At 54.9% G+C, this 14,978-nt stretch carries 7 protein-coding genes; 3 read left to right on the plus strand and 4 right to left on the minus strand.

Annotated elements, in window-relative coordinates; all coding sequences use genetic code 11:
* Positions 1 to 19: 19 nt before the first annotated feature.
* The gene (locus BLT38_RS11225; protein ID WP_172838239.1) at positions 20 to 4,186 is read right to left on the minus strand and encodes an Ig-like domain-containing protein; all 4,167 of its coding nucleotides are present in this window, start codon (positions 4,184 to 4,186) and stop codon (positions 20 to 22) included.
* A 101-nt stretch (positions 4,187 to 4,287) separates the two neighbouring features.
* Positions 4,288 to 5,397, minus strand: a complete 1,110-nt coding sequence (locus BLT38_RS11230) for an alpha/beta hydrolase family protein (RefSeq protein ID WP_172838240.1) — start codon at positions 5,395 to 5,397, stop codon at positions 4,288 to 4,290.
* A gap of 274 nt (positions 5,398 to 5,671) precedes the next feature.
* Between BLT38_RS11230 and BLT38_RS11235 the strand changes: the two genes are divergently transcribed.
* Together BLT38_RS11235 and BLT38_RS11240 are read left to right on the plus strand one after the other, a co-directional pair.
* Positions 5,672 to 7,444, plus strand: a complete 1,773-nt coding sequence (locus BLT38_RS11235) for a winged helix-turn-helix domain-containing protein (RefSeq protein ID WP_083345257.1) — start codon at positions 5,672 to 5,674, stop codon at positions 7,442 to 7,444.
* 800 nt (positions 7,445 to 8,244) lie between these two features.
* Positions 8,245 to 11,091: a sensor histidine kinase gene (locus BLT38_RS11240; protein ID WP_083345258.1), complete on the plus strand. Its 2,847-nt coding sequence runs from the start codon at positions 8,245 to 8,247 to the stop codon at positions 11,089 to 11,091.
* 68 nt (positions 11,092 to 11,159) lie between these two features.
* Here BLT38_RS11240 and BLT38_RS11245 read toward each other — a convergent pair whose 3' ends face one another.
* Positions 11,160 to 12,647 carry an FAD-dependent monooxygenase gene (locus tag BLT38_RS11245; protein ID WP_083347051.1) on the minus strand — a complete coding sequence of 496 codons (1,488 nt, stop codon included), beginning with the start codon at positions 12,645 to 12,647 and terminating at the stop codon, positions 11,160 to 11,162.
* A 363-nt stretch (positions 12,648 to 13,010) separates the two neighbouring features.
* Positions 13,011 to 13,409, minus strand: coding sequence for a winged helix-turn-helix transcriptional regulator (locus tag BLT38_RS11250; protein WP_231966884.1), 399 nt, complete (start codon positions 13,407 to 13,409; stop codon positions 13,011 to 13,013).
* Positions 13,410 to 13,518: 109 nt separating this feature from the next.
* On the opposite strand from BLT38_RS11250, the gene BLT38_RS11255 reads away from it, so the two are divergent.
* A complete protein-coding gene (locus BLT38_RS11255; RefSeq protein ID WP_269456813.1) occupies positions 13,519 to 14,811 on the plus strand; it encodes an MFS transporter in 1,293 nt (430 codons plus the stop codon).
* The last annotated feature ends 167 nt before the right edge of the window (positions 14,812 to 14,978 follow it).

Genomic DNA, 14,978 nt, shown 5'->3' on the forward strand with positions numbered 1-14,978 from the left:
TCACAGGGTTACGGCGGTATTACTTGATCGTGACTATGAGGGGCGCACTGCTTGTCGTGGTTCCTACGGTGGCGTTCACCAGCACAGTCTTGGTGCCGGACTCGACGACAGAATTGCTTCCGCTGCTGCCGGAGCCTGAGCAACCGGAGAGAAACACCACCGAGGCAAGCAGCCACGCTGCCAACATGCCTGCCGCCCTGATTCGCCTGCGCGCCGGGAGCAGTAACATCACGAGCGCCGAAGAGAGTAGCGCAAGCAGACGCGAGTTTCCGACTCCTGAAGAAGTAACGCTTTGGGAGATGATCTTGACGTTGGTGCAGACGGAGGTATTCGCAGCTAACACGGCTGACGACGAATCGAAAACGCAAGACATGCCTATCGGCAAACCGGAGCAGGAATACTGCACCGTGCCTGTCATTCCGTACATGGAGGCGACGCTAACTGAGATGGGTGATGTGGTTACTCCATAGGTTGCAGTGAGTGTCCCCTGCGAGAGTACGACCGCGATGGCGGGTGAACTGGAATAGATGGTTAACGTAGCGACATCAGATTGTGACGGGTTATATGGCGTGACTACGGAGTACAACGCCTGGTAGGTGTGCTGACCGACCGTTGGCGTTATCGAGTAGGTTGCTACCCCTGTGGGGCTTACGGCAACGGTGGCGGCAACGGCCCCATCGACAACGAAGTAGACGCTGCCCCCGGTGACCGCACCGCCGCCAGTCGCTATGGTTACTTTTGCTGTAAGCGTGATCGCCTGACCAAGCACCGCAGATGCCGGAGCCTGGAGTGTTGTGGAGGTGTCCACACTTGTGGTGACGGGGTTGGTTGCTCCTACGCCGCCCGACCTGCTGCAAGAGATGCCAACATTGCGCGCGTCGGTAATCTGCGAGACCTGGAAACCGGTTGCGGTGTTCAGGGTTGTGTTGTTGTCCATGTCCTGCCATGCGCTTTGCATGGGACCGTACTGACTGACGAAGTCATTCAACGGGATAGCCAGACCACTCGAGGAGAACAACTGGGTGAGCAAATCTTCCGTAGGAACGGTGAACTTGGCGCCGTTCGCACCGAAGTTGGTTGTAACTTTCGGTGTGGCGATAGCCCAAACATCCACTGGGCAAGAGCTTTGGAACTGGACGGACGGCCAGATCTGCTGCCCAGGCGTGGGTGTCCATACAAAGCTGTAGGGCAGAGCGGTTACGCCACCGTTATTCGTCCCGCTAGCAAGATAGAACGGGTAATAAGTCTGCCCGAACTTCGGGCTGGTCCCGGCGGCAGGCTGGTTAGTGATTTTGCTGTCAATGTTGCTGCTATCAAGAGTGTCGATGCCCGCAACACCATGCCAACGTTGCACGCTGTACAGAGACGGCATAAGCGATAGGTAGTAGCTTCTCTCGGTTGCAAGATTGGTCGCGATGATCGCACCAAGTTGTGAAGTCTGATCGGGAGCGTAGAAGGTTGCGTTATCGCTGTCGGTGGTCATGGGGCCGATGGTGCTGAGACGCCCCCAGTCCGAGAGCAGGCTATCCGCCGTGAGATCGAAGCCTGTGCTGTATTGCTCCTGGAGTTGGCTCTGGGCCAGTGTCCCGATCGTGGTTGCGTAGGCTTGATATCGACTGCCATTCGAGGTGCTACCCACCTTGAGGCCACCGGTTACGGCTGCGGCTGTGGATAGCCCGCCGCCAATGGCGGATACGGTCTTGTTAATCCTGTTGGCAATGGCGGCGTCAACGAGTTCAAAGCTGCCATCTGAAGCGATAGCAGCGGAGATGCTGGCAACACCCGCAAACATGGAGAGCACATTGGCCATGTTCATCCTGACCGGTGTGGAGGCTGCAGGATGCAGCGAACCGGCAAGAACGTTAGCTGCGGCTGCGATGAGCGCGCTGCTGGCGCTGGAATCGCCGGAAGCCACCGCCTGTTTGAGATTCACCGGCCCAGTGACGAGATAGTTCAGGGCGTTGTAGAAGTCGACCAGTTCGGTATAGGTCTGCGACTGGACAGCAACGAAGTCCTCCCACGTGAAGGTGAGCTGCTGATTGGTGATCGGATCGGTCCATGTATAGGAATTGCTATTGCCACCCGGAAAGGTAAGTTGGCGTGGATCGTAATAGTGATAGTTGAGGTAGTTCGCGTTAGAGCCGGTGAAATAGTAGTGGAGATCGTCGAGATGACTGCCCGTAGCTCCAATAATGTATTTCTGCGTGATGAGCTCATAGCTGATGTAGCGGTAGGCTGCCTGCTGACCTGCGGCGCTGTTGGCATCGGGCATGGGTGTGTTGCTTAACGCAGGCCAACTCACCGGCTGCGACAGGCTCATCTTGCTGATGGTGAAGTCCGGTCCGGCCGCAGCGTCGTCGGCCGCATTCACTTGCTGCGATGGCTGGCTGGGCTGGAAAAGCCCGAACTGATTGCGCACCATGAGTGCATGCACGTAGCCGGTCTGAGCCGAGTCTGCATTAACGGTGGTCGATTCAACCGCAGAGCCGGTGAGTGGATTGCCCATGTCACTGGAAGTGATCAATGTGTAGACCTTCTTCACCGGTGTCACCCCCATTCCCCCCGTGCCTGTAAGGCCTTCTGTGTTGATGTACATCGGAGCGCGCGCCGATCCACCAATCAGTTCTAACGCATTCGCGAAGCTGTCAGAATTCGGCTCATACGTGCTGCTGAAGTAGTCCGTACCGACAGCCGGGCTGATGCCGTACGACATGAGGACCACAACGAAATAGCGGTTTGTGCGATTGAGGTCGTTGGCGAGAGCAGCGAGAGCTGCGGAACGGTTGGACTCGCCCAATGAATCACCGGTGGGATAGAGCACGCCGCAGTTCGTCCATACGCGTTCCGTGCCCTGTATCGTGCTTTTGCAGTCCGCCAGCGGCGTGCCAGTGCCGAGACTCGTGAGCGGGTAGAGCGAGCTGGAACCTGCATTGAGTGACGTCGGCGTGAGGGTTGTGCGGTCCAGAACCAGCAACCAATAACCACCGTTCGCCGCCGTTGTCGTGTTGGTTGTGGTCGCAAGCAGAACCGAGCCCGGCGCAGTGGTGTTATCGGGCATGACGTAGCGGTCATTGATGGCACCAGTGGAGGCCTTGTCCGCCGCGGTCATCTCAACCACGACGGACCCCGTGGTGCTGTTCGCGGCATTGACAACAGGCAGGTACGGATCGACGACAATCTCTCGCGCGTCTGAGGACTGGAAGTTGTAGTTGCTGCTCGTGTCCTGTTGCAAGAAACCATTGGCGCGGGGCCAGGGCTGGATGCTGAAGCTCTGCGTTGCGTAGTTCTCGTACGCGGAGCCTGCGGTAGTCCCACCGCTACCGATGGCCATGTAGCCCGTGGGGATGTGCTTGTCGCTCGTGTGGTCGACGCCGCCGATGGAAGCTGTGTTCAACTGCACATCCGAAGCGTTGCCACTGGTGGTGCCCACGATGGCGAGGTCTGCAGAGGTCAGCGTGCCGAGATATGTTTTGAGCGCCGCGCCGTTGCTGAAGCACTGCGGCGAGGATTCCGGCGCGGCAGTTTGTTCGACAAGGGTTTCGCGGTTCAAGACAACGGCGAAATACGTGCCGCTACATGTCGGCGTGTTGGATGAGGGATAGGTGGTTGAGCCCACTTGAATCCACGGATGTCCCGGCCCCTGCCAGCCTCCTGGCGTAAGCGTTTGAAAATAGACCGTAGGCGCGTTGAATGCGCTGCCACCATCGGGGGCAATCACGACTCCGTTGCTGCGCGCCGACACCATCGCCTTCACCCCGCCGCTTAATGCACCACTCGCTATCTCGAAGGGATAGCGAGTGCTGAGCACCTTGCCTCCGGAAACCTTGACCGAGGCGTAGAGCGTGTTTTGCCCTACGTGCGCGCTGCCTGCGTGCGACAGATCCGCCGTCATGCAACTGGTGGAACAGTTACTGAAGCTGAAGAGTTCACGCGCATCGACACCGTTGAGCGTGACATGAAGGTCATCGAGCGCGACACCGGCCGGCGAGGCGATTTGGACATTGGCCTCGCTGCCCTGAGAGGTAATCGTGAGCTGGGCCATCTGTGTGGTCGGAGCGTGTGGGGTGATAGCTGCCCCGATCGGAGCGGCTGTGACCTGCGCGCTTCCAGCACTCGTTGCAATCCACACGGCAAGGCAAAGCAGTATGCCGTTTCGAACACCAGCCATCGGCGCGAGCTTTCGCATTGGTCGTACTCCTCGAGTGAAAGAACAAAATCTGCAGAACGATCGATCCGTCATTCCGTAGCATTTCTGCCGGAGTACGAAATGCCTACAAGAAGCAGCTTTCAAATGAGGCCGAGTGTCTTGTCGAGCCAATCGAAAACTCGTTGGTGATAGAGCCTTCGCCCCAGTGCCTCGCAATGGCCGTTTGCACCTTCTGCCTCGCTGAATCGGATAAGAGTTTTCGGACAACGGAGCGCAGCAAATAAGGTGTCAGCTTGAACTCCCAGGGAATCCCCTTCTGCCGCGGTCAATAATGTGGGGCATTCGATTTGGCTGACGTAAGGACTCAACTCATAACGGCCAAGTTCGCAAATCAAATCGAAGAGTGATTCCACTCCATGTACCCAAAGACCTCGCTGCACAATCTTCCAGTGCATCATGGGGTCAGCTTCGGGTGAGCGAAGCTTCTCTTCCCATCGAGAAAATACAGAGCGATCAATCTCAGGGAAACGACGAATGGCTTCGTCAGATAGGCCGTACGGTTTGAGGTCGGGCTTCAGGTCCCACAACCCCGGGTCGGCAATCAAAGCCGCAATTCGCTTCTCGAACGCAGCAGCACGAGGCGCTAGATAGCCGCCAAAACTCCATCCCGCTAACACAATGCGGTCGGGGTCTACATCCGGGCAACTTATGAGGTAGTCGATAGCAGTCTGTACAACCGTTTCCCAATCGGGACGCATCGGCAACCCATCACGAATGAGACAGCGCCCTTGCCCTGGTCCATCGAGTAACAGGCAGTTGTAGTTTCTGCTCATCGCGGCAGGGCCATGAGCGAAGTACATCTCGTTGATGTTGCCGTCGTAACCATTGATGTGAAGAATCGTCGGTCTCCGCGTCGCGTGCGTATCGGGCTTAAGAAAGTAGGCCGGTAGCGACGCTCCTTCGAACGGAATATCGACAGGTTCAATCGGTGAGGGATTGAGTTTCGCTGCGCAGAGGAAGGATTCTGTTTCTTTTCCGAATGCATCCACCAGCCAGGGATCGACCGGCGAACCGAAGAGGGGAAAATAAGAAACCTGATAGTACGTTGAGGCTCGGAAGTATGCCTCTCTGGCACTCACTTTATGTCCCGCATCTTCACAGGTTCGGCCTATGGCGAACAAACGATCCGCAGTCTGCACCCACTCCCTATGCCAGTCTTCCCGTGAACCCGTATCGCCAATCCTATTCATGGTTGCGTAGCATTCACCGAGATCGGCCCCGCCGTAGGTAGTGCAAGAGAGCGCCCTAAGAGCGAAAGATTCCCACATAATGTTGTTACTAAGTACTGGCACACTTGCCTCCGGGCAGAGGCCCACTTCAAATCAGTCGGCCTTTAGAGAGTCTGCAGTGGAAGCATGCGAAGAGCCATAGATTGGTGCTGAACTTCGGCTGAACTCGTAAGCCTTATGCTTATAGTGATTTAGCCGCAACCATTACTCGTGTTTAAGCCGTTGGGAGAAGTGTTTGGACCGGATCGATGGATATCCTGGCTTGGACTCGCCCCGAGGAAACGCGCGCGGTTCAAAATCCGTGCGTTTCGGCCTGTTTGAGGTTGACCTCGAGCGAGAGGAAATACGACGCAACGGTATTCGTATCAAACTTCAGCAGCAACCCTTTGAAGTTCTTCGTTTGCTTCTGATGCGACACGGTCAGTTCGTTACGAGAGAAGATCTGCGACAGGCACTATGGCCAAGTGATCACTTTGTGGATTTTGAGCAAAGCATCAGCACCGCCGTTATGAAGCTGCGCCAGGCATTGCGTGAGAACGCCGGCTCCCCCATCTACATCGAAACGGTACCGCGCAAAGGTTATCGGTTTATCGCACCATTGCAGGATGCGTCTCATAGAGCGATCACAGCCATCGCAATTCTCCCTCTTCAGGATCTTTCCGCAACACCCGACAACGGTTACTTCGTGGACGGATTGACGGATTCGTTGATCACGGAGATGGCCGTCCGGTCGGGGTTGAGAGTCGTTCCTCGTCCGACCGCTCAACGATATCGAAACAGCTCGCTAAGCATGCGGGAGATCGCAAGAGAGCTCGAGGTTGAGGCAATCGTTGAGGGATCTGTGCTTCGTTCCGGCGATCGCATTCGGATCTCGGCTCGGCTGCTCCATGCGCTGGACGAAAGACATCTGTGGGCACAAACCTTCGAACGCGATCTAAAGGATGTCTTATTTCTCCAACGGGAACTCGTAAATTCCATTGTGAATCACGCATCTTTAGCCATAAGCCGGAACGCAGCTTCTCCTCAGCATGCGAGATCAATCCAACCTGCCGCTTATGAAGCCTTCTTGCGGGCGAATTTTCTGGTCTCTGTCCGTGCTCCCAAATCGCTCCTCAAGGCAATCGAAAACTACCAATCGGCAATCTCTATCGAACCAACCTGGGCAGCTCCCCATGCCGGTCTCGCAGAGGCGTACCGAATCCATGACTTCGCGAAGCACAAACCCTCTGCCGAAGTCGCCAGCCATATCATCCGCATGACAGAAACAGCGTTGCGTCTCGATCCTCACAATGCACAGGCTCAAGCCACTCTGGGAGCAGTACTCGCGATGAATGAATGGAAGTGGAAAGAGGGTGAAGATCGAATCAAGCTCGCTCTGCGCGCAACGGTGCAATCCTCATCGATGGAGCACCTGTACGCGGCGGTCCTGCTTACACAAGGACGACATGAGGAAGCCCTACTTCATAACGATATTGCGCTGTCTCTTGATCAATCGTCTTTGTATTTACGAAGCTATCGCGCCCAGATCCTTCTCTTTGCAAGGCGTTATCGAGAATCACTGAGCGAAAGTGAATGCATCCTGGAAGAAAACCCAACGTTCGCCATGGGGCTCGTAAACTATGGCGCGGTATTGTTGGAACTGAAAAGAACCGAGGAAGCCGTGTCGGTATTGGAGCGAGCCTTCACGAGTGCAGGCGTTCCTGTGGCGCTGTCAACTCTAGTCGAAGCGTACTGTCAATTGGGCAAGACAAATGAAGCACGTTCGGCCCTCAGCCAACTTTATGAAATAAAGAAGGCCACTGGTTGCTCTCCCGTGATACTTGCGTTAGCCCACCTAGCCTTGCGCGAAATCGATCAAGCCTTTGATCTCTTTCTTGAAGCGGCAAAAGAATCAGATATCCGACTGCCACTTATGCTCCAACTCGCTGTCGTTGACTGCATACGGAATGACCGACGTTACACAAAGATCACAGAAATGATCGGACTACCGGCTCTTCGAGTTTCTTAATCTGGCTTGAGCCCAAACGAAGGCAGCGCATCCCATAACGCGGAGACCGCTCGTGTCGGAAAACCACTGAAGGATTCATCCCGTCTATCTCCAGTTCATGGCCGCAAGGGATTGTGCCTTGCCTCTTCTCCACAAATCACCCGATCCGGTACCAAGTGAAACCGGTGCGGACGGTTTCTTGCTATGCAGGAACCTTGCTTGATCTGTGTTCTCCCACAACCTTCCCCTCTAGAGCTATCAAACTAGGTGGAATCTTTGTCGGAATCGGCGATCGCAACAGATCAGGCAGGCCGAACAGAACAGTGGTGTGTGGTTGGCTTTTGTAGTGGTACGGGATACAGTCGGAACGATTTCTACGCAAGAGGTCTCACTCTAGGCGTTCGCCAAGAAATCACGCCGACAGCTGGATGGAGCCTATGACCTTCTATCTCGAGTGGTTCGACGGGGACCACGCTAAGAATGCTCGGAAGAACAAAACAGTTACAGGCCGAGGCTCCGTTTCGCAGGTTCGAGTCAAGGACGATCACCGCGACTGGCAAGGGTTGTTTCGACCCAACCGGAAACAAGCCTCTGGGGCAGACCAAATTGAATCGAGCGGCCCCCCTCTGTCACCGCAGCTTTCTATCAGGCCGTAGAATGTTGGCAATCATTACCCAAGGGCCAGCGTGCGCGATCATTTCAGAACAACTCTCCGGAAAATTCTGACCACGGTCCTCTATGCAATTGCTACCATTTGTCTATTTTCTTCACAAAGTGGTTCAGCACAGTATCGGTTCACACAATGGACTCCGGATACGGGTTTGCCGCAGAGTGGTGTTCGCAGCATCATCCTTACTCCAGATGGGTATGTCTGGGTAGCCACCCTGAATGGCCTGGCACGCTTCGACGGTGTGCGATTTAAGGTGTATGACAAAAGCACCACGCCAGAGATGACTTCCAATCGGTTGATCGCGATGGTCGAAACTGCCAACGGAGATCTCTGGATCCAGAGCGATGATTACAACCTCTTACGCATACATCATGGAACGTTCCAGGCACTGGATGAGCACTACGGCATCACGCCTCGCGAAGTGAACGCAATCACTTTCGACGAGGGTAAGGTGTGGATTTTGTCTCAACATCGAGTGCTCGTCTGGAATGAGGATAAGCGGAGATTTGAGCGGGCAGAGTTCAGCACCGACGATTTTCAGTTCGAACCGCTTCGATGGCGTGGGACCGGTTTTTGGGCACAACGAGGCCAGCAGATCATTTGCTTCAATCGAGGCAAGCTTTTCACTTTTGCCATGCCCAAGGGCATCAAGCCATCCGAGATCCGCGGCGTTGTGATGAGTATCAATAATGATGCATGGATAGGTACCAACGACGGTCGCATGGGACGCCTCGGCGACAAACCCGCCAACCTCACTCGCGAATCGGTCAGCTTCACTTTTCCTGGTTTATCAGGGGAAGACTGGAAGGTTGAGGTGACCCCAGATCGGTTTGAGCGGCGTCTCCATCTGCCCATTGGTGGTATCGACCATGTATTTAATTTCAACGCCCTCAAGGCTGATAATGAGGGCAATCTCTGGGTCGGTACTGAAACCGAAGGGCTTTATCGAATTCAGCGCCAACAGATCAAGGTTCTTTCCGAACAAGAGGGACTCGCGAGCAATAATACGAATCCTGTGTTTCGTTCAATGTCGGGAGAAATTTGGGCCGGCAGCTCGCCCGGTGGCTTAAGCGAGATTCGAGATGGCAAGGTGGTTCACACCTTCGGAAGCGCAGACGGCATCCCCGGAACGATCTCCTCTTTGTTTGAAGACAAAGAGGGCGTTCTCTGGATTGGAACTCATTCAGGGATCCGCACACTTGTTCATGGAAAGATCAGGCAGCCCAACATTACCCTCGGTGACACAGGGGCGCCGTTGGTGATCCATCAGGCACCGGATGGTGCAATGCTTTTTGGCACGGAACGTGGCCTGACCTTCTACGACGGTAGGATGATGCGTCACCTTACCACTGCGGATGGGCTGGCCACCAATGATGTTCGGGTCGTCGTGACGGATCGCCAGGGAGGTCTTTGGATTGGCGGAAACGGTGGAGTCACGAATCTTCGCAACGGACATATCAATCGATGGACAGAAAGCGAAGGCCTTCCGAGCAACAACATCAGAACGATCTTCGAAGACACATACGGCGCAATTTGGGTCGGAACATACGACGGCGGCATCGCATGGTTTCGTGACGGAAAATGGGTGTCGTTCAATAAACGCCAAGGCCTCTTCGACAACGGCGCATTTCAGATTCTCGAAGACGAAAAAAGGCGCTTCTGGATCAGCTCGAACCATGGCATCTATCGGGTCGATCGCGATCAACTTGTTGCGGTAGCCGACAAGCGCGAACCGAGGGTTACGTCGTTTGCGTATGGACGCGCTGATGGCATGTTGAGTGCGGAATGCAATGCGGGAGGGTGGCCTTCGGGAGCGAAAGACGCAAACGGGCTCCTTTGGTTTCCGACACAGAGCGGTATCGCAATCGTCGATCCCAAAAAGATGCTTGGTGTTAGCCAGCCTCCGAGAGTTCACATTGATAGCGTCAGCATCGATGGCCTGGAGTCTACCGATAACGATTTGGTAAGGCTCAAACCTAGTCAGACGAGTCTGGAGATCCAGTACACCGCGCTCACTTATGCGAAGCCCGAACAGGTCAGCTTTCGGTATAAGTTGGATGGCGTGGACGACGACTGGCAGCAGGTCGGTCTTCGAAGGACAGCGTACTATTCCCATCTATTGCCGGGCGAGTACACGTTTCGAGTTGCTGCGCGAAATAGCGACGGCGTAAACAGTTTGAAAGATGCCGAGGTGGCCGTCAGCGTCGTTCCTTCCTTCTATCGACGCCGATGGTTTGTTGTGGTGTGCGTTCTCCTTGGCCTTTTAGCGATCGCATTCGCGTGGCGTCTTCGTGTAAAGCAATTGGAGCAGGCTCACATTCGTCAACAGACCTTCTCTCGCCAACTGATCGCGTCGCAAGAGGGTGAGCGTCGCAGAATTGCAGCGGAGCTTCATGACAGCCTCGGCCAACGCCTGATCATCATCAACAATCTCGCCCTGTTCCTACTCCGAGTGAAAGGGAAGGTGAAATCCGAAGAAGAAAAACGCGAGACGATCGAGGAGATTAGCGGAGAAGCAACCGCTGCCATGGAAGAGACGCGAGCGATCTCCTACGCTCTCCGCCCCTTCCAACTGGACAGACTCGGACTGACCCGGGCGATCGAGAGTCTCTGCAGAACCGTTGCAAAAGCCTCTGAGATTGAGGTTGAGAGAGATTTGGCGGATATCGACGATGCGTTTGCGGAAGACCTGCGGATCAACCTGTACCGAATCGTTCAAGAAGGACTGAATAACGTGGTCAAGCACTCAGGTGCCACTCACGCAGAGGTGAAGATTTATCGAGGTCCTCAGCAAGTGGTTTTGACGATTCGCGACAACGGCCGCGGAATCGCAGAGAAGCCGAAATCGTCGAACCCGGGCCAAGGAGGCTTCGGCATGACAGGTATGCGGGAACGTATCACGCTGCTCAATGGATCGTTTCATGTCGAGAGTAGCGCAACGACGGGTACCCTACTGACAATCCAACTCCCCGTTTTTGCAAACCAAACTAGCGTTTGAAAACTTCTTGCATTGGAGCCGCTGAGTCAGAGCAGGCGCGATATTGTTCAGACAACCGGACGACAGCTCTAAAGCCCAAGAAGATAGGCACCGACGGCCCCCGCATCGCCGCTTCTTGCACGCAATGCGACATAACCGTCTGGTCGCACCAACCATAAGCAACCTGAGTCAGATGTCGGTCGTAGCGTTGGTTCGAGAAGTCCGGCAAATTCTCCCATGATGCCTTTGTAGGCACCATCATCGGCAGCAGCGCACAACGCAAAGCGTGGAGTTGATCCGGTTCCAATGGCTGAGGTTTGCTCATGAACTGGCGCTCTTTCGCCCGGTGCGGGCCGGCTATGTTCAAACCCGCAGGATGTATTCAACGGACTATCTGGATATCCGACCGCAACTTCGGAAAGTACGCTCGCCATCATGTGCCGAACCGGAGCGAGTCCAAAAATCAACGAAGCAATATGATTCCGGAGCGACTGTTCGACTTCACCTCTCATCAATGCAACCTTCGTTGCTCTTCCTGTGGCCTCGAGCACAAGCTTGGCCACAGCGCTACGCTCAGCGCTGTAGCTCATGAGCAACGGTTCCGCATTGCATAGGCCGCGCGACACCAGCGCCAACTTCCACGCCAGATTGAAAGCATCATGCATGCCAGTGTTCATTCCCTGCCCACCCGCAGGGCTGTGTACATGCGCCGCGTCGCCTGCCAGGAACACACGCCCCTTGCGATAGTCAGCGACCTTGCGTTCATTGATGGTGAAGCTCGATAGCCAAACCGGATCGTCTGCCCTGAGCTCCTTCGATCCCCTGACATCGAGAATTTTCTGCACCTCTTCCAAGGTGGGATTGCCATGCACTCCAATACCATCTGATGCCGAAGCACCGACATCGGCAATGACGCGATAGCGCGTTCCCCCCAGTGGGAAGAGCGCGAGTATCCCTGCGGAGTGCCAGTGAATATTCACCGACGGTGGCCCGTCTATGCCACTAATGTGAACATCCGCAAGGATCCAGTCGTTGAGCAAAGTGCTTCCTTCAAACGTCATTCCTAGCCTGTGTCGCACAGTGCTGTGCGCACCATCGCATCCGATGAGCCATGAGAACTCAGCGTTTTCTGTGGCGCCGTCCGCGTATACCAAGTTGCAGCTAACACTGTCCGCGCGTTGCTCAAAGTCCTGCAATTCTGTTTCGCGTTCTACCTTGACGCCTAGTTCAGCTAGGTACTCTTCGAGGATTCTCTCTGTCTCGTTTTGCTGGATAAGCAGGACGAATTTAAATGGCGTATCGACGGTTGATAGATCGACCTGCGCAATCTGTTTCCCGCCCGCGAAGATGTTCGTGAACTCAACTTTGAGACCGGCCTGGATAAATCGATCTGTAACTCCGGGGCCCATCCGATCCAGCAGTTCTAGCGTACGGGACCAAATAACAATCGCCTTCGACTTATCTGTTCGCTGCGAATTCTTGTCCACAATACGAACGGATAGGCCATAACGTACAAGCTCGGCGGCCATCGTCAGACCAACTGGTCCCGCTCCTACAATCAATACATCCGTCTTCATATTCGTTTTCGCTTTCGTCCGGGCGGGACCACGCATGTTGAATCTGAAGAAAAGTTATCTTTCCTCACACGCAGAGAACATAGCGATGACTACACAGAGGAATGTGTGGAAGCGCACGCATGCCATTCTCAGTCAGCCGTAGGGCGTGAGGGAATCCCTGACGGTCCCGCGCTGCCCATCTGGCGCAAGCACGCCGGTAGGCAAAGCGGAGCTACCGACAACCACGAAACATGCTGTCGTCCTTATGGAGCGTGCGTGATTGGATGACCACTCAAAGCCGGACAGTTTCGAACACGGCATGCCGACTTATAGAGACCGCGCCTAACCGCATCCTCCTCGCAAGTTGTTGCCTGAAATCCATTCCTATCGAGGATCAGCCACTTTCTTCACGACGACGTCCTCTGGTACGAGAACTCGGCCCGCTTTTGTGCGAAGAGTCAGTGGACCGACAGGCTTTCCGGAAGCTCGTTCGAGCATGACCGAGTGCGCCTCATGACGAGAAAAAAGAAAGCTCTCGCCCCACTGCCGAAATCCGACGATAACGTGGAAAAGGGCTAGCCCCTTTTCCGTCAGTTCGTACTCTTGGTAAGCGCTCCCGTTCTCACCTGGTACAACCTCGAGCACACCTTCTTCAACGAGTGCGTGCAAGCGGCTTGCCAGTACACTCTTCGAGAGTCCGAGGTTTCTTTGGTATTCGCTGAAGCGCCGTATCCCGTCGAACGCATCCCGTACGATCAGCAGCGACCAGCGATCTCCGATCACTTCGAGCGACCGAGCAACCGGACAAGTCTCAGATCCAAATGCCTCTTGCCGTCTCAACTTTATCTCCGCAACTGGTTTGATTATCGAACCAGATCGAGCTAGGATTCAAGTGGTTCTACTTTCGAACCACTTGAAAAGGAGCTTTGCTTTGCGGAGTCGAAATCAAGCAATCGTCCAGACGCCAAGAACGGTTCTTCGCCTGTTTGCGATAGCGGCGGGTCTGAGTGTGGCAAATATCTATTGTGCACAGCCGATACTTGATTCGGTCGCACGCAGTTTCGGTTTCAATGAAGCCTCTGCTGGCTCGATCATCACCGTTACGCAGGCGGGTTATGCCTTAGGACTGATTTTCATCGTGCCGCTCGGCGATCTCATGAATCGTCGGAACCTGATCGTCAGGCAGCTTTTTCTGTCGGCCATTGCGCTCGCCGTCATTGGCTTGGCACATACGAAGGAACTACTACTGAGCGGGCTCTTTTTCGTCGGACTGTTGGCCGTAGTCGTTCAGGTACTGGTGGCTTTTTCCGCAACATTGGTGCCACCCGAAAAACGCGGCTCCGCAATTGGTACGGTCACGAGTGGTGTGGTTCTCGGCATATTGCTCGCTCGGACAGTCGCGGGGGTATTGAGCGACCTCGGAAGCTGGAGGTGCGTCTATCTCACATCCGCGGTGCTAATGCTCTGTCTGGCGTATGCATTGCACAAAACTCTACCGGATGTTCCGGGTGAGACGCGGAACTCTTACCCGCAACTCCTCGTTTCTACCGTCGGTCTGCTTCGAGACACACCTGTATTGCGCATACGTGCAGCCATTGCATTCTTTCTCTTCGCAGCGTTCAGCACCCTTTGGACATCCATGGTGCTGCCATTGACTACAGCGCTTCATCCGATGTCTCACACAGCCATTGGCTCCATCGGACTGGCAGGAGCGGCCGGTGCTATTGCGGCAGGACGTGCAGGCCGTTGGGCAGATGCCGGTCACGGCCAGCGCACAACAGGAATCGCGCTTGGGTTGCTGATCATTGCGTGGGCTTGTATTGCAAGCCTTCCGAGGACATTTCTACTTTTCCTCTTGGGCGTCATCCTATTGGACTTTGCGGTGCAGGCGGTCCATGTCACCAATCAGAGTTTGATCTTTACAGTTCGTCCCGAAGCCAAGAGCCGCTTGGTCGCCGTGTATATGCTCTTCTACTCTCTCGGCAGTGGAACAGGAGCCTGGGCTTCTACAAAAGCTTATGCCGCATATCAATGGAATGGTGTGAGCCTAGTTGGTGCTTTCTTCAGCGTCACAGCGCTCGTAATTTGGGCTATATCCAGGTGCCGCTTCGAAGGGATCAGCAATAAGAATCGCACAGGGAATCCCGAGCCACCTCAGTCCTCGCCGACACCTGTCTCGACGTGAAAGTAAAACGTCAGGAACTCTCCATGCCACCGACGATCACGATCGAATAAGCGAGGATTTGGTTTGTACCTGCTGCGTGTCGTGCTCAGCAATCGAGGAGCTGAAGTGATCGACCTGGCGAACACCGACCTCTTCAGCCGATTGTTCTCTTAACAATCAGGGATGCT

It is taken from the genome of Terriglobus roseus, from assembly GCF_900102185.1.
In the GTDB taxonomy this organism is placed as follows: domain Bacteria; phylum Acidobacteriota; class Terriglobia; order Terriglobales; family Acidobacteriaceae; genus Terriglobus; species Terriglobus roseus_A.

What these genes read in the sequence shown, in the direction of transcription:
- BLT38_RS11225 (WP_172838239.1), bottom strand. Translation starts at nt 4,186, where the DNA reads ATGCGAAAGCTCGCGCCGATGGCTGGTGTTCGAAACGGCATACTGCTT.
- BLT38_RS11230 (WP_172838240.1), bottom strand. Translation starts at nt 5,397, where the DNA reads ATGAATAGGATTGGCGATACGGGTTCACGGGAAGACTGGCATAGGGAG.
- BLT38_RS11245 (WP_083347051.1), bottom strand. Translation starts at nt 12,647, where the DNA reads ATGAAGACGGATGTATTGATTGTAGGAGCGGGACCAGTTGGTCTGACG.